Here is a 15,251-nt window from a genome sequence, read left to right as displayed (position 1 = left end):
TTGTTAGCCCGCGATCGGCTTCCGCTGGACGCATCATGCGCGCGCCATCCGCTCCGGTATGGGCTTCTACAGCCACTCGTCGAGCATGGCGCCGCGATGCCTAACTGAACGGTATTTAATTGAACACTGAACTCTCCCAGGTAGACGAGAATCGTCACCTCACCGCTGATGACAGCAATGAAGCTTTGAACGTGGCCGAAACCCTTGCCACTACGCAGGCGGCGGCCGAAATTCCGGAACTGACCTTCGCTGATTTCGGCGTCCGCTCCGACATCGTGCAGTCCCTGGCCGAGGCCGGGATCACGCATCCCTTCCCCATTCAGTCGATGACCCTGCCGGTGGCCTTGGGCGGCCACGACATTATTGGCCAGGCCAAGACCGGCACCGGCAAGACGCTGGGCTTCGGCATTCCCGCCATCCAGCGTGTGATTGCCCCCGACGACGAGGCCTACGCCTCCCTCGCGGTTCCCGGTGCGCCGCAGGCCCTGATCGTTGTCCCCACCCGTGAACTCGCGGTGCAGGTGGCCGGGGACCTTTCCACTGCTGCCAAGCGGCGCGGTGCCCGAATTGTCACGATCTACGGCGGCCGCGCCTACGAGCCGCAGATCGAAGCGCTCACCGCGGGCGTGGAAATCGTCGTCGGCACCCCCGGGCGCCTGATCGACCTGTACAACAAGAAGCACCTCTCGCTGAAAAACGTCCGCATCGTTGTCCTGGATGAGGCCGATGAAATGCTGGACCTGGGCTTCCTGCCCGACGTGGAAACCCTGATGGCTGCCACCCCGGCCGTGCGCCAGACGCTGCTGTTCTCCGCCACCATGCCCGGCGCCGTCGTCGCCATGGCCCGCCGGTACATGACCAAGCCCACCCACATCCGGGCAGCGGACCCGGATGACGAGGGCCTGACGAAGAAGGACATCCGCCAGGTGGTCTACCGCGCCCACAACTTGGACAAGAGTGAGGTTGTGTCCCGCATCCTGCAGTCCGAGGGCCGCGGCCGCACCATCATCTTCACCAAAACCAAGCGCACCGCCGCCAAGCTGTCCGAGGAGCTTGCTGACCGCGGCTTTGCCGTTGCGGCCATGCACGGCGACCTGGGTCAGGGCGCCCGTGAACAGGCGATGCGTGCCTTCCGCAACGAGAAGGTGGATGTGCTGGTGGCCACCGATGTGGCGGCCCGCGGGATCGACGTCGACGACGTCACCCACGTCATCAACTACCAGTGCCCCGAAGACGAGAAGACCTACCTGCACCGCGTGGGCCGCACCGGCCGCGCCGGCAACAAGGGCACGGCCGTGACCTTCGTTGACTGGGACGACGTTCCCCGCTGGGGCCTCATCAACAAGGCCCTTGGCCTGGACCAGGCGGAGCCCGTGGAGACGTACTCTTCCTCCCCGCACCTCTACACCGATCTGAACATCCCCGAGGGCACCAAGGGCCGCCTGCCGCGCAACAAGCGCACGCACGCAGGCATTAGCGCCGAGAAGATCGAGGACCTGGGCGAGACCGGCAAGAAGAACGCCGCAGGTCCGTCCCGGGACAGTTCCCGCGGCCGTGACCGCGCCCGCGCCGGCGGCACCCGGGGGGACCGGCCCCGCAGCAGCGACCGCGCACGTCCCGAGACACGTGAAGGGTCTCGCCGTTCCACGGATCAGCAGCCCGCACCGGCCCGCGCTGCCGAGCCCACCGCGACAGCGGGGTCGTCAGCAGCAGGAGCAGCAGAAACCTCAGCTGAGCGTCCCCGTCGCAGCCGGAGCCGCACACGCCGCCGCAACGGCGAAGTGGTCGGCAACTCCACGCCCACAGCCGAATAGCCGGGCAGCACCACAGCCCATGAGCATTCCCCTTTGGTCACCGGACGGCAGATCGCTGGTGGTACACGCGGACAACGCCGTGTTCCTGCCAACCCTGCCGGACGGCGCCTTCACCATGATCTACGTGGATCCACCGTTCAACACCGGCCGGTCCCAGCGCCGGCAGCAGACCACCATGGTCCGCAGCGCAGACGGCAGCGGCGATCGTATCGGGTTCAAGGGCCGCAGCTACAGCACGGTCAAGGGCCTGCTCTCCAGCTACGACGATGCGTTTGAGGACTACTGGGCGTTCCTGGAGCCGCGGCTGGCCGAAGCATGGAGGTTGCTGGCCGATGACGGCACGCTCTACGTGCACCTGGACTACCGCGAGGTGCACTACGCAAAGGTCATGCTGGACGCACTCTTTGGGCGGGACTGTTTCCTCAACGAGATCATCTGGGCCTATGACTACGGTGGACGGGCAAAGAACCGCTGGCCGGCTAAGCACGACAACATCTTGGTATACGTCAAAAACCCTGCGGCCTACCACTTCGACAACGCCGAGGTGGACCGGGAGCCGTACATGGCACCGGGCCTGGTCACGCCGGAAAAGGTGGCGCTGGGAAAACTGCCCACCGACGTGTGGTGGCACACCATCGTCTCCCCCACCGGCAAGGAGAAAACCGGCTACCCCACTCAGAAGCCCGAAGGCCTTCTGCGACGCACCGTTGCTGCCAGCAGCCGCGAGGGCGACTGGGTCCTGGACTTCTTTGCCGGTTCCGGCACCCTGGGGGCGGTTGCCGCCAAGCTGAACCGGAAGTTTGTCTGCGTGGATGCCAACCCGCAGGCCATCGAGGTGATGGCAAAGCGGCTCGGACATGCGGCCGACATCGTTTCGGTCGAGGGTGTGTCCGCTGCGGCGGATACATCAGCGGCTGATGTGGCGGCCGACGCCGTGAGTTAGCTCCGCACAAAGCGCCGCTGCCGCAGGAAGTTCCTGCGGCAGCGGCGCTTTTTGGTGTCCAACCAGCCTGCGGAGGGTAGCGTGCGCGATCCTGCCCGCTAAATGATGCTCCGGCCTTCCTTCCGCGATTGCCTCCAGTCACGGAAAAAGGCACGGCTAATCTGCACCAGGACTCCTGCCACGATGATGGGCCAGACGAGGACGTAGACGGTAAGCCAAAATGTTGTCATGCGGTGCTCTCCTAGGATCAGCTGTACGGGTTCAGGACTGGACGGCAGCGGATTCCGCAGCCGGCCGCTGATCAAAATCGCCGATGCGCTGCTGGATCAGGTCAAAATCGAAGTCCGAGGAACTGCGTGCGGACATGAGATAGCAAACGACGGTACTGACGGCGTAGGCCACGAGGGAACCGGTAAGGACTTCATAGTCATGCAGGAACCCCATGACAAACGGCGCAGCTGCAACTGCAGCTGCGGCGCCCGCGAAGAGCGCGGGTTTGAGTCCCAGGAATCCAAAGACCATCAGGCCAAGGACGATTCCGATCCCCAGCACGGATACGGCGTCGAAAACGTAGCCGGTGGCGCCGTCCATGGAAAACCATGCAAAGCGCACCGGAATGAAGGCTGCCAGGGCGGCCAGCACGGAGACGGTGAACGCCGAATTGGTGACCTTCTTCCAGTAGAAGCTGGCCAGCACCGGAAAGACCAGCGCACCCCACAGCGCACCAACAAAGACCAGAAGGTCAAGAATATTCATCTGTCCGCTGGCGAAATACAAACCGGCTCCGGTTGCGACCACCATGGACAGGCGACCGACCAGCAGCATGGTCTTGGGGTTGGCTTCTCCCCGCTTGGCGATGTTCTGACCGTAAACATCGGCCATCATGATCGAGGACAGCGCAGACAAATCTGAGTCCGCGGTCGATGACAGCGAACCAAGAATCATGATGAAGAAGACCCCCAGCAGGATCGGGCCGAGGTAAGTGGACGCCATCTGCGGAATCAGATTGTTGACGTCGTTGTCCATCGGGGTGATTCCCAGGTACAGGGCCATCACTCCGAGCATTCCGATGCCGATGACGGTGGCCCCGTAGCCCACCGTGGCGGTAATGAAGGTTTTCTTGATCATGTCCTCGCGCACTGCGAACAGGCGCTGCGCAATGGTCTGGTTGCCGATGGCGTAGGCCAGGACCGCCGCAATGTAGGGGGCGCCCTGGTTGAGGAAAGCATCGGAGGAGAAGAAGTTCGACTGCTGGGGCGTCAGGTTCGCTGTTCCGGCCTCAAACATGGACGGTCCGCCGGCGGCGAAGAAAACCACGGGAATAATGATGACCACCGCGCCGAGCATGGCGAGGACCTGCGCGAAGTCCGTCAGCACCGAGGCCCTGAACCCGGACCACAATGTGTACAGGAGCACACCCGCAGCAACTGCCACAATCCCCTGTTGGAAGCTGAAGGGCGACAGCAGCGCCACAAGCGCCCCTCCGGCGATGAAGTTCGAGGTTAGCGAAATGACGCTGCCCACTACATTGGAACCGGCCAGCATCAACTGGCTGGACTTTCCATGCCGGGCTCGCATGACCTCGGCCAGGGTATGGGCTTTCGGCGCCACTTGGCGGATCCGCTTGCCGAAGGGATAGATGAACAGAATCATCAGGGCACCCCACAGCCCGTAGTGAATGGGCCCGGATATGCCGTAGGTAAACCCGGAGGTGGCAGAGGCATACATCGAGGACGCCCAAATCCAGGTAGCCGTCATGCTGGCGGCCGAGACGCCGAAACCGACGTTGTTTCCCGCGGTCATGTATCCGTCGGCATTTTCGTTCTTTTTCCCAATAAGCGTGGACATAAGAAATGTTCCGCCATAAAAAAGGACAAACAGTGCTATTACCGCCCATCCCCCCAGCTGATAAAAATCCAATCCGTCGTTCGGCACAGTTTCCTCTCCTCCGCGGCGAAGAACATGCCGCGGGTCGCTGCTGCACAAAGGCCGTCAACCGCATACCGGCGGGCCTGTTAACTAGGCAGGCGCGCTCGAACGGAGTTGGAACTCACCAAATATCCGCCACGGCAGGCCTGCGCATCGGGGCAGCGACGCGCAAAGCGCCGCCGGAATGCGGTGAGCTGTGGCTCAAACCGCGGCGGGCAGCTGCCTGCTGCCCGGGGGATGCTGTGGGCATCCCGCCCGATGATGTCCCCCCAAGGACACCTTCGAACTAATTCCAAGCTAGCAGATTTTATTGCATTACTCAGTAATGAAAAAGTAATCCAAACACGCGAAACGACTTTTAGGGATGAATGACGGAGGAACCGGTGGCCAGCGACTGGATTGTATCCAGGACCTCGGGATCTGTAGTGAACTCACCGAGCAGGTTTGGCTTACCCGTGCCGTGATAGTCGCTGGATCCGGTCACCAGCAGAGAGTTCTCCGCTGCCAGGCCGCGAAGCCAGGCCCGGCCGTCCTCCGGATTATCACGGTGGTTAACTTCCACACCCAGGAGGCCGGCGTCGATCATGTCGTGGAACGTCGATTCGCCCACCACGCGCCCCCGCGAGGAGGCCACCGGATGAGCGAAGACCGGCACTCCCCCGGCCTGCCGGATCAGTTCGACGGCGCGGGCCGGGTCCGGGGCATAGTGGGCAACAAAGTAGCGTGAACGCGCGGTGAGGATGCCGGAGAACGCGGCGGAGCGGTTGGGCACCACACCCGCCGTGACCAGAGCGTCGGCAATGTGCGGCCGACCTATGGTTGCCCCGGGGGCAACATGCTCCTGCACCAGGTCCCAGCTGATGGGAAAGTCCTCGGCCAGCCGCTGGACCATCATTTCCGCCCGAGAAACCCGCGCCGTCCTGGATTTGCCGATCTCGGCCAGCAGTTCCGGATGGGACGGGTCATGGAGATAGGAGAGGACATGCACGCTGATCCCCTCGCTGCTCCGGCAGGAAACCTCCATTCCCGGCACCAGAGTCAGCCCCAATTCCCGAGCGGTCTCTGCGGCTTCCCGCCACCCGGCTGTGGAGTCATGGTCGGTCAGGGCCACGGCGTCCAGCCCGGCTGCCTTGGCGGAGCGCATCACCTCCGCCGGTGGCTGGGTTCCGTCGGAGACTGTTGAGTGCGTGTGCAGGTCGATTCTCACCCCCTCAATCTACTTGCTTCAGCACTGCCTGCGGACTGGCGGCACGGGTAGAACAAATTCAGCATGATTGGCCGCCCCGTCCGCGCAGTGAGACCATGGAAGGGTGACTACTGATGCGAATTCATTGACCTCCGAAGACACGTCGGGAATCGGGGAGCTGTCCGAAGGGCAGCCCCTGGATGACCGCGTAAACAACCGCTCGCAGAAACCGTCCAACGCGGCCTACAAAGCCTTTATGGCTTCGGGCTGGGCCGACGACGACGCCGAGCTCCCCGCCCGCTCCGAAGTTGCCCCGTACGCTGCCAAGCGCCGGCGGGCCCTGTCCGAGCGGTTCCCGGGCGAACGCCTCGTGATCCCCGCCGGACCGCTCAAGGTGCGCTCCAATGACACTGATTACCGGTACCGGCCGCACTCCGGCTTTGCGCACCTGACCGGCCTTGGCCTGGACCGGGAACCCGACGCCATCCTCGTCATGGAGCCGGTAGAGCCTGGAACCGGCGACGACGGCGGCAACCACACCACCGTGCTCTACTTCCGTCCCCTGGCCGGAACAGACAGCGAAGAGTTCTACTCCAACGCCCGCTACGGCGCCTTCTGGATTGGCTCACGCCTGGGTCTGGAGCAGGTCAGCGCACTGCTGGACCTGCCCACCCGCCACCTGGACGAGGCGGAAACCGCCATCACCTCCAACGTGGGCGACCCGCAGTTCGGCGGCATCTCCGTCCGCCTGCTGCGCAAGGTGGACGAAATGGTGGATGCGCTGGTGGACACCGTCCGCTACAACACTGCCAAGGACCCGGAAAATGTCGATCTCAGCGCGCTGGACGCCCTGGACGGCGAGCTCACCGAGGCCCTGTCCGAACTGCGTCTGATCAAGGACGCCTGGGAAGTGAAGCAGATGGAGGCGGCGGTTGCCGCCACCGTCAACGGCTTCACCGAAGTCATCAAGGAACTGCCCCGCGCCATTTCCCACCCTCGCGGGGAACGCGTTGTTGAAGGCGCGTTCTTTGCCCGAGCACGGGAAGAGGGCAACGACCTCGGCTACGACACCATCGCAGCCGCCGGCAACAACGCCACCGTGCTGCACTGGATCCGGAACAACGGGACCGTCAACGCCGGCGAACTGCTGCTCCTGGACGCCGGCGTGGAGGCAGACAGCCTGTACACCGCAGACGTCACCCGCACGGTGCCGGTCAACGGCACCTACTCCCCGATCCAGCGCAAGATCTATCAGGCGGTCCTTGACGCAGCCGATGCAGGCTTTGCCGTTGCCAAGCCGGGCGCGAAGTTCCGCGATGTCCATGAGGCTGCCGTACGGGTTCTGGCCGAGCGGCTGGCCGGCTGGGGTCTGCTGCCGGTGTCCCTGGAGGAAGCACTCTCAGACAACGGCCAGCAGCACCGCCGCTGGATGCCGCACGGCACCAGCCATCACCTGGGCCTGGATGTCCATGACTGCGCGCAGGCCCGCAAGGACCTGTACCTGGACGGCATCATCACCGAGGGCATGGTCTTCACCATCGAACCGGGTCTTTACTTCAAGAACGAGGACTTGTCCGTCCCTGAGGAATACCGGGGCATCGGCGTGCGGATCGAGGATGACATCCTGATCACCGCCGACGGCGCGGTTAACCTCAGCGCAGCACTCCCGCGCAATCCGGATGATGTTGAAAACTGGATGGCCGGACTGTACGCCGCAGAGTAACTGCAGGCTGCCTTCAGTTGCCGGCGACGGCTGCTAACGCAAAGAGCAAAGGCTCCGCACCTCTTGGGGGCGGAGCCTTTGCTCTGTGTAAATCCGGTCTGGATCGTGGACCCGGTCTGGATCGTGTCAGGGGTTGAAGCCCCCGGTGATGAGCTACCGCTCGTCGCTGCTGTGGGTGCCTTCGCCGTCGCTGTTGCTGTCGCGGCGTTCCTGTCCCTCGCTGCCCGGCTGGCCGGCACCTGCGGGCGGAACTGCCTGCTGGCTGCCCTGTTCCTGGGGCCCGTTGTCCGGGCCTGATGCCTGCGGTGCGGGAGGAAGCCGGACGCCGTACTGCGGGCGGCCGTCCGGAAGGTCCGGGAACTGTCCGCGCGGCACGGTCCCCTGAGGTGTCTGCTCACCGGGACCGTTGGGTCCTGCGCTGTGTGAGCCGCCGGCCGGCTGCCCCGCTGGGTTCTGGTCCTGCCCCCGGCCCTGGTCCTGCCCTGCGCCTGCCGGCTGGTTTGACTGCCCGCCGGTGGCCGCTCCGTAGGGGTTGGCCCAGCTGGCCGGACGTTCCGGTGCGCTTCCCGCCGGCCCGCCCTGCTGCTGGCCCTGGTACGGCGGAGCACCCTGGTAGGGCGCAGTGCCCTGGTATGGTCCCTGCTGCGCGCCCTGGTACGGGGGGCGGTTCTGCGGAGGCTGCGGGTGGCCGTGCTGGCCAATCATCGGCAGCTGCTGCAGCAGGCGCCGGGCATCATTGGCGGCCTGCGGGGCCACGATCACGTCATAACTGGTGGCAATAACCTGGCTTGTGGAGGTGAAGTCCCGCCGGCCGCGCTGGAGGGCATAGGCAAGCACACCGAAGAGCAGCCAGAAGACCGCACCCAGCGCCATGGACGGGAGTAGCGAAATATAGCTCTCTCCGCCGGCGAAGAGCATCAGAGCGAGTCCTACGAACAACCCGAACCAGGCACCGGTGGCGGCCGAGGACAGCGCCACCTTGGGGTAGGAGAGCCTGCCGGTAACACGCTCCACCGATTTCAGTTCGCTGCCGATAATTGAGACCATCTGGACCGGAAACTTGCTGTCCGCCAGATAGTCCACCGCTTTTTGGGCATCCAGGTAGGCGGTATAGCGGCCCACCGTTTCGCCTTGGGGCAGGGCGCGGCCTTCATCACGTGGCGGCTTTGAACCGAAAAGGTTAGACATTCTTCCATTCTGTCCCACTTACCGCTTCCATGGTGGCTGTATCGCTCGAAGTGAACTCAGGCCGGTGCCGGGATACGGACCGGAGGCACGTTCCCGTCCGCCCGCGCTGCAGCAGCGCCCCGATACGGCGGAAGGGCCGGGCACCACGTAGCCTAAGAATGTGAGCAAAAATCCTACCCGCGTCTTCATCGCACGCCTGCTCGGCCTCGACGTTTTTGACCCCTTGGGTGACCGTCTGGGCCGCCTGCGTGACGCCGTCGTACTGGACCGCGGGCCGGGACGGCCTCCCCAGGCGGTAGGCATTGTGGTGGAGGTACCGGGCAAGAAACGCGTTTTTGTTCCGTTGACCCGCATTACCTCCATGGACCCGAGCCAGATCATCTGCACCGGACTGGTCAACCTGCGCCGTTTTGAACAGCGCGGCGCGGAGATGCTGGTGGTCGGGGAACTCTTTGACCGGCGGGTAAAGCTGCGCGACGGCAGCGGCGAAGCGACCATCGAAGACATTGCGATTGAACAGAACCGTGCAGGTGACTGGCATGTTTCCAACCTCTTCGTCCGCCGCAGCGGTGCGGAATCACGCCTGCGTCCCCTGCGCCGGCGCGGGGAACAGATGATTGTGGACTGGAAGGACATCATCCACTGGGATACCTCCGGACCCCAGGCGGCCACCTCCTTCGTGGCGCAGAACGATGACCTCAAAGCTGCGGATTTCGCCGACGCCCTGCATGAGATGAGCGGCAAGCGCCGCATTGAAGTGGCCAGCGAACTCCAGGACGAACGTCTCGCGGACGTCCTGCAGGAGCTGCCGGACGACGACCAGGTCCAAATCCTGCAGTCCCTGGATGTAGAGCGTGCAGCCGACGTCCTGGAGGAGATGGACCCCGACGATGCCGCTGATCTGCTCAACGAGCTGCCGGAGGAACAGAAGGAAGAACTCCTGCAGCTGATGGAACCGGAGGACGCGCGCGATGTCCGGCGCCTGCTGAACTACGAGGAGGACACCGCCGGTTCCCTGATGACGCCGGTCCCGGTGATCCTGCCGCCCGAGGCAACGGTCGCCGAGGCCCTGGCCCATGTGCGCCGCGAGGAGCTGACCCCTGCCTTGGCCTCCTCGATTTATGTGTGCCGGCCGCCGCTTGAGACACCCACGGGACGGTATCTCGGCGTCGTCCACATCCAGCAGCTGCTGCGCTCGGCTCCTCCCGAGGCGTTGGGAAATATCCTTGATACGGATTTGGAGCCGGTGAGGGACTACGCGAGTATCAGCGAAGTCTCCCGGATGCTGGCCACCTACAACCTCAATTCGCTCCCCGTCGTCAACGACGGCGGCCGTCTGGTGGGGGCGGTGACAGTGGACGACGTCCTGGACCACCTGCTCCCCGACGACTGGCGTGCCTCCGACGACGCACCCACTGACATGACGCAGGGAAGGACCCATGGCTGAAAAAGTAAAGTCGCAGACCACCGGCCTGGATACGCCCCGGACCGCCCGCACCCGGTGGCTTCCGCGCCTGTCTCCCAACCCGGACGCTTTTGGCCACGCCACCGAGAATTTTGCCCGGTTCATGGGCACCCCGCAGTTCCTGCTCTATATGACGGTGTTTTGTGCTGTCTGGCTGATCTGGAACACCTGGGGCCCGGAGCCGCTGCGCTTTGACGACATTGCCCTGGGTTTTACGCTGCTGACCCTCATGCTGTCCCTGCAGGCCTCCTACGCTGCACCGCTGCTGCTGCTGGCCCAGAACCGGCAGGATGACCGGGACCGGGTTTCCGTGCGGCAGGACCGTGAACGCGCAGAGCGGAACCTGATGGACACGGAGTACCTGACCCGGGAAATCGCCGAGCTGCGAATCGCCCTGCGTGAAGTGGCCACCCGTGATTACGTCCGCTCCGAACTCCGCAGCCTCCTCGAGGAACTGCTCGAAGCCAATCATGAAGCGTCCGACGACGCACCCGCCAGACGCAATCAGCGCCGTCGTGCTGACACCTCAGGGTCCAGCGCGGCGCCGGGAACTCTGCCCAAACTCAATCCCGGCGGAAGGGAAAACTAAGGCGTGGAATCACTGCACCACACAGCCGACCGCGCCCTTGCCGCTCTTGATGCGGTTCTGGACCCCGAGCTTCGGCGCCCCATCACCGAGCTGGGGATGGTCAGCGGCGTATCCGTGGACGACGACGGCGTTGCCACCGTGGGCGTTCTGCTCACCATTGCCGGCTGCCCGCTCCACCAGACCATCACGGCCGACGTCGAGCGCGTCCTGGCCGGGGTTGACGGCGTCACCGGCGTCCACGTGGATTTGGGCGTGATGACCGCTGACCAGCGGGCGGCGCTCAAGGAAAAGCTCCGCGGCCCCGGCGGAACCAAAGACATTCCCTTCAACCGTCCCGGTTCACTGACCCGTGTCTATGCTGTGGCCAGCGGCAAAGGCGGTGTGGGCAAATCCAGCGTCACGGTAAACCTCGCCGCCGCCATGGCCGCCGCCGGCCTGCGCGTGGGTATTGTCGACGCCGATGTGCACGGGTTCTCCGTTCCCGGACTGCTGGGCATCACGCAGCCGCCCACCCGAGTGGATGAGATGATCCTGCCGCCGGTGGCCTACGGCATCAAGACCATTTCCATCGGCATGTTCGTGGCGGGCAATGCACCGGTAGCCTGGCGCGGGCCCATGCTGCACCGCGCCCTGGAACAGTTCCTGACCGATGTCTACTTCGGAGATCTGGATGTCCTTTTCCTCGACCTGCCTCCGGGCACCGGAGACATCGCGATTTCCGTGGCGCAGCTTCTGCCGCAATCGGAAATCCTGGTGGTGACCACGCCCCAGGCGGCGGCGGCAGACGTAGCGGAACGGGCCGGAACGGTAGCGTCGCAAACAGGTCAAAGTGTTGCCGGAGTCATTGAGAACATGTCCTGGCTGCAGCTGCCCACGGGGGAACGGATGGAGCTGTTCGGCTCGGGCGGCGGAGAGATTGTTGCCAAACGGCTCAGCGATGCGCTCGGCAAGGAGATTCCCCTGCTGGGCAGCATCCCGCTCGATGTTGATCTTCGCACCGGTGGGGATTCAGGAGCACCTGTGGTGCTCTCGGAGGCAGCGCTGGTGGACGGTTCAGCGGGCGCTGAACTGCGCCGCATCGCTGCGTCCCTGGCCAAGCGCCCCCGGGGACTGTCCGGGCTGAAGCTGGGCGTTACCCCGCGGTAGTCTAGGTCGCTTCGGTGTCAAAGGGCGCACGTTCGCCCTTCTGCAGCCGCATCAGCGGCTTCACAGCGGGCGGTGCGGAAGGTGCGGCCGCGCTCTCGGCACCCGGCGACCGGGTGCTTCCCCGGGGAGCGGCCGGGGTTGGATGGGCGCTGACCGGTTTGACGGCATCTTCGAAGTCGTCCAGCAGGGCTTCTTTGATAATCCGGCGCGGATCGTACTGCCGCGGATCAAGCTTGCGCCAGTCCACCTCATCGATTTCCGGGCCTACCTCTTCGCGCAGCTGTTCCCTGGCTCCGGTGGCCATCCGCCGCACTTCACGAACAAGCCGTGCCAGCTGGGAGGCATATTCGGGGAGCCGCTCAGGCCCAAGCACCGCCACGGCAAGGATTGCCAGGACGAGCAGCTCATAGCCGTTGATTCCGATCACTTGTGAAGACTACCTTTTCTGCGGCGTTGCGGGCCACTTGAGGGCCGGCGTCGCTGAAAACCCCATCCGCCCGTCACCCCTGTCCTCCGGTGCCCGTCATGACCGACAATCCACGCTGGATTCGTTCCAGGACGCCCTGCGCCGTATCCGGGGCGCGCACCACCAGCCGGGAGGATTCCGTGAGGGAGATCTCGCTGACGGCTTCGTCCAGGATATCCCCGGGAGGCGCCGCGTCAACGGTGTACGTAACCCGGCGCGAAGCCAGCACCGCCTGATGGGGACGCTGCGGATGAACCCAAACCTGCGGGTGTCCCGGGTTCTGCTCCCGGAGGATAAATCCCTCCTCCGTCACGGGACGCCCGGTCACACCGTCCACCACAGCATCTTCGGAGTCTGGATGCGTCTCATAGACGGTAACGGTACTTCCCATGCCTTCCAGCGTCATGACAACCGCCGGCTGCCCGTCAACCCGTGCCGCTCTTGCTCCCGTCAGGGACATTCCCGCGGCAGTCAGCTCGGGGCAGACCCAGCCGCGGGCCCGCAATTGCGCAAGTTGTTCAGGAGCCAGCTGTTCCCTCTCGACTCCACCGGTCACGTCGCTCCACACGGCGGCCAGGCCCGGGGCCTTTTGCAGCGACGGGGCCTGAACATAGCCGCCCAGCAGATAGGCGGTGGAAAGAACCAGACCCACTGCAGCGGCAACCGCGCCCGTGGCCTTCAGCAGCTTATGCCTTCTGGGCCCGTTTGCCGACGGTTCCGGTTCAGCGGCATATCCACCGGAATTCCCGTCACCGGCAGACTGTGTGATGCGTTCAATACGCTCGCGCAAATCCGTGCTTGGCTCGGGAACTTTCAACGACCGCAGACGGCTCTGAAGCCGGCGTTGCCGGGCTGCTTCGGCACGGCACTCTGCACACCGTGAGAGGTGCGTCTGGACCGTCGCAGCACGGGCTGGACTTGCTTGGTTGGCCAGGTACTCCTGTAGAAGGCGTTTGGGATGTCGCATGGAGTCAGCTGGCGCCTGCCACACGTGGGAGCTTGAGCCGGGGACCGGTCCGGGCCCGGAGCTGGGGATTGCGATGCGCCAGCTTCTCTTTGAGCATTGTTCTGCCGCGGTGGATCCGCGAACGCACGGTGCCCAATTTGACCCCCAGGGCACGGGCTACCTCGTCATAAGAAAGGCCTTCGAGGTCACAGAGAACCACGGCGGCCCGGAAATCCGGGGGAAGTTCATCCAGTGCTCGGGCAATGTCCACGTCAAGATTGTTGAACTCGAAGCTGCGTTCAGGTCCGGGACCGTTGCTGGGTAGCCGACTTTCGGCTTCCTCGGTCATACCGTCAAACCTAATCCGGCTCTTTCGGCGTGCCTGATCAAGGAAAAGATTGGTGGTGATCCGGTGCAGCCATCCGTCAAGGGTGCCGGGCTGGAAGTTCTCCAGAGAACGGAAGACGCGCACGAACACTTCCTGGGTGAGGTCCTCGGCATCATGCCGGTTTCCGGTCAGGCGGTAGGCCAGCCGATACACTTTGGCTGAATGCGCCGTCACCACCTCTTCCCAGGTGGGCCGTACCCACTCGGACTCAGCCGGGCCGCCGGCTGCCGCTGAGGACGTTGTCGTCAAGGTCGTCCTCCTTCCCTGAGGTAATGCCATCGCGCTCATGGCGAAACGAATCCCTTGGTGTGCGATCCTGCATAATAATGGTGCAGCATCAATCTGGGAATTCGCTGTTAGCACGACCCGGCGTCAGCGCACAAGGGCTGGAACGGCGGTACAGTCAGCGCCGCCGTACCCGTATGCCGGGGACGCAGCCGCTTGGCCTTAAGCTGGACTGAGCATGCCTCCCCTTCCAATGAAAGTGACACGAATGAGCGCCGACAAGCAGACCAGCTGGTCCTACACGGAGGGACTGCCCTTCGAGGATGAAGTGCTGCTGCGTGCGCGGGAGCGCTCATATGAACTGGGCGTCTCACCAATATCCACCGGGGTGGGAGCCGCCCTGACTGTCCTTTCTGCAGCTTCCAAGGCACAGACAGTGGTGGAAGTAGGAACCGGAGCCGGAGTCTCGGGTGTCTGTCTGCTGCGAGGTTTGGGCCGCCAGTCTGTCCTGACAACCATTGATTCCGATGTGGACCACCTTCGCGCAGCGAGGGAGGCGTACCGGGAAGCAGGCATTCCCGGGAACCGGACCCGCACCATCTCCGGACGGGCCGCCGAAGTTCTTCCCCGGCTCACAGACGGCGCCTATGACATGGTGTTCATCGACGCCGACAAGCCCTCTTTTCCGCTTTATGTGACGCAGGCCGTTCGCCTCCTCAAGCGCGGCGGCCTGTTGGTGGTCAATGATGCCCTGGACAACGGCAAAGTTTCCGACCCGGCCATCCGCGACGCGACCACCAACACCATGCGGAAGGTCGGGAAAGCGATTCGTGAAAATGAAGCCCTTGTCTCGTCGCTTCTACCCACCGGCGACGGCCTGTTGCTGGCGGTAAAAACCAACTAGCTGACCTGCGTTCGCTTTCCGCCTCTCCCTGCAACCTTGGGCTTCATCCGGCCAGCTCAGCTCTCATATTGCTGGTGGAGGAGGCGCGGTGGATCGGTAGACATGGCCCGTGGGCGTAGTGGTGATGACTGCGTGCCTGCCGGGATCGCCTCGTTTCGCCGAATGTGTTCGATCGGAGGCCGGGCCGTGGTGCAGGCCATCCGGCACATCATCCGACATATGGATGTTCGAGTGTTCCAGCCCGGTGCTTCCTTGGCCTGATTACAGGCCTCGCACAACCCCTGAATATTCTCCGCCGACGTCCGACCACCCTCCCGAAACGGAACAACATGGTCATAA

At 64.0% G+C, this 15,251-nt stretch carries 15 protein-coding genes and 1 pseudogene; 7 read left to right on the top strand and 9 right to left on the bottom strand.

What is annotated here, in order from left to right:
* Positions 1-191 precede the first annotated feature (191 nt).
* Both ABIB35_RS15115 and ABIB35_RS15110 read left to right on the top strand, forming a co-directional pair.
* Positions 192-1,814, top strand: a complete 1,623-nt coding sequence (locus tag ABIB35_RS15115) for a DEAD/DEAH box helicase (RefSeq protein WP_354182606.1) — start codon at positions 192-194, stop codon at positions 1,812-1,814.
* A 19-nt stretch (positions 1,815-1,833) separates the two neighbouring features.
* The gene (locus ABIB35_RS15110; protein WP_354182549.1) at positions 1,834-2,757 is read left to right on the top strand and encodes a DNA-methyltransferase; all 924 of its coding nucleotides are present in this window, start codon (positions 1,834-1,836) and stop codon (positions 2,755-2,757) included.
* 98 nt (positions 2,758-2,855) lie between these two features.
* On the opposite strand, the gene ABIB35_RS15105 is transcribed toward ABIB35_RS15110, so the two are convergent.
* From ABIB35_RS15105 to ABIB35_RS15095, 3 genes are all read right to left on the bottom strand, one after another.
* On the bottom strand, positions 2,856-2,987 hold the full coding sequence (locus ABIB35_RS15105) for a putative transporter small subunit (protein ID WP_354182548.1): 132 nt from the start codon (positions 2,985-2,987) through the stop codon (positions 2,856-2,858).
* Positions 2,988-3,018: 31 nt separating this feature from the next.
* Positions 3,019-4,605 carry a sodium:solute symporter family protein gene (locus ABIB35_RS15100; protein WP_354182547.1) on the bottom strand — a complete coding sequence of 529 codons (1,587 nt, stop codon included), beginning with the start codon at positions 4,603-4,605 and terminating at the stop codon, positions 3,019-3,021.
* A 439-nt stretch (positions 4,606-5,044) separates the two neighbouring features.
* A complete protein-coding gene (locus ABIB35_RS15095) occupies positions 5,045-5,893 on the bottom strand; it encodes a PHP domain-containing protein (protein WP_354182546.1) in 849 nt (282 codons plus the stop codon).
* 103 nt (positions 5,894-5,996) lie between these two features.
* On the opposite strand from ABIB35_RS15095, the gene ABIB35_RS15090 reads away from it, so the two are divergent.
* Positions 5,997-7,595, top strand: a complete 1,599-nt coding sequence (locus tag ABIB35_RS15090; protein ID WP_502915806.1) for an aminopeptidase P family protein — start codon at positions 5,997-5,999, stop codon at positions 7,593-7,595.
* Positions 7,596-7,748: 153 nt separating this feature from the next.
* Here the strand turns inward: ABIB35_RS15090 and ABIB35_RS15085 are convergent, their stop codons facing one another.
* Positions 7,749-8,783 (bottom strand): general stress protein, encoded by a 1,035-nt coding sequence (locus ABIB35_RS15085; RefSeq protein ID WP_354182545.1) that lies wholly within the window; start codon positions 8,781-8,783, stop codon positions 7,749-7,751.
* Positions 8,784-8,943: 160 nt separating this feature from the next.
* Here ABIB35_RS15085 and ABIB35_RS15080 point away from each other — a divergent pair, with 160 nt between their 5' ends.
* From ABIB35_RS15080 to ABIB35_RS15070, 3 genes are read left to right on the top strand one after another with little or no spacing between them, the layout of a single operon-like run.
* Positions 8,944-10,230: a magnesium transporter gene (locus tag ABIB35_RS15080; RefSeq protein ID WP_354182544.1), complete on the top strand. Its 1,287-nt coding sequence runs from the start codon at positions 8,944-8,946 to the stop codon at positions 10,228-10,230.
* On the top strand, positions 10,223-10,837 hold the full coding sequence (locus ABIB35_RS15075) for a DUF1003 domain-containing protein (protein ID WP_354182543.1): 615 nt from the start codon (positions 10,223-10,225) through the stop codon (positions 10,835-10,837). Before ABIB35_RS15080 ends, ABIB35_RS15075 begins: the two co-directional genes overlap by 8 nt.
* A 3-nt stretch (positions 10,838-10,840) precedes the next feature.
* Positions 10,841-11,983 (top strand): Mrp/NBP35 family ATP-binding protein, encoded by a 1,143-nt coding sequence (locus ABIB35_RS15070; protein WP_354182542.1) that lies wholly within the window; start codon positions 10,841-10,843, stop codon positions 11,981-11,983.
* Between the two features lies 1 nt (position 11,984).
* Here ABIB35_RS15070 and ABIB35_RS15065 read toward each other — a convergent pair whose 3' ends face one another.
* The 4 genes and pseudogenes from ABIB35_RS15065 to sigE all read right to left on the bottom strand — a co-directional run bounded on the left by ABIB35_RS15065 (position 11,985) and on the right by sigE (position 14,071).
* Positions 11,985-12,410, bottom strand: coding sequence for a twin-arginine translocase TatA/TatE family subunit (locus ABIB35_RS15065; protein WP_354182541.1), 426 nt, complete (start codon positions 12,408-12,410; stop codon positions 11,985-11,987).
* Between the two features lie 73 nt (positions 12,411-12,483).
* Positions 12,484-13,239, bottom strand: a complete 756-nt coding sequence (locus ABIB35_RS15060) for a hypothetical protein (protein WP_354182604.1) — start codon at positions 13,237-13,239, stop codon at positions 12,484-12,486.
* A gap of 84 nt (positions 13,240-13,323) precedes the next feature.
* A pseudogene (locus tag ABIB35_RS15055) lies at positions 13,324-13,416 on the bottom strand (zf-HC2 domain-containing protein); the annotation flags it as partial.
* 4 nt (positions 13,417-13,420) lie between these two features.
* On the bottom strand, positions 13,421-14,071 hold the full coding sequence (gene sigE / locus ABIB35_RS15050) for an RNA polymerase sigma factor SigE (RefSeq protein WP_502915805.1): 651 nt from the start codon (positions 14,069-14,071) through the stop codon (positions 13,421-13,423).
* A 205-nt stretch (positions 14,072-14,276) separates the two neighbouring features.
* Between sigE and ABIB35_RS15045 the strand changes: the two genes are divergently transcribed.
* Positions 14,277-14,912: an O-methyltransferase gene (locus ABIB35_RS15045; RefSeq protein WP_354182539.1), complete on the top strand. Its 636-nt coding sequence runs from the start codon at positions 14,277-14,279 to the stop codon at positions 14,910-14,912.
* Between the two features lie 56 nt (positions 14,913-14,968).
* On the opposite strand, the gene ABIB35_RS15040 is transcribed toward ABIB35_RS15045, so the two are convergent.
* Positions 14,969-15,251: HNH endonuclease (locus tag ABIB35_RS15040; RefSeq protein ID WP_354182538.1), on the bottom strand; the 283-nt coding region annotated here is incomplete at its 5' end.

Origin of the sequence: Arthrobacter sp. UYP6 (assembly GCF_040547315.1) — a bacterium.
Lineage (GTDB): Bacteria > Actinomycetota > Actinomycetes > Actinomycetales > Micrococcaceae > Arthrobacter_B.
This window is presented reverse-complemented; position numbering and strand designations above follow the sequence as displayed.

Excerpts from the sequence above, each read along its gene's own strand:
- ABIB35_RS15110 (WP_354182549.1), top strand. The coding sequence starts at position 1,834 with ATGAGCATTCCCCTTTGGTCACCGGACGGCAGATCGCTGGTGGTACAC.
- ABIB35_RS15105 (WP_354182548.1), bottom strand. The coding sequence starts at position 2,987 with ATGACAACATTTTGGCTTACCGTCTACGTCCTCGTCTGGCCCATCATC.
- ABIB35_RS15100 (WP_354182547.1), bottom strand. The coding sequence starts at position 4,605 with ATGTCCACGCTTATTGGGAAAAAGAACGAAAATGCCGACGGATACATG.
- ABIB35_RS15085 (WP_354182545.1), bottom strand. The coding sequence starts at position 8,783 with ATGTCTAACCTTTTCGGTTCAAAGCCGCCACGTGATGAAGGCCGCGCC.
- ABIB35_RS15075 (WP_354182543.1), top strand. The coding sequence starts at position 10,223 with ATGGCTGAAAAAGTAAAGTCGCAGACCACCGGCCTGGATACGCCCCGG.
- sigE (WP_502915805.1), bottom strand. The coding sequence starts at position 14,071 with ATGAGCGCGATGGCATTACCTCAGGGAAGGAGGACGACCTTGACGACA.
- ABIB35_RS15045 (WP_354182539.1), top strand. The coding sequence starts at position 14,277 with ATGAGCGCCGACAAGCAGACCAGCTGGTCCTACACGGAGGGACTGCCC.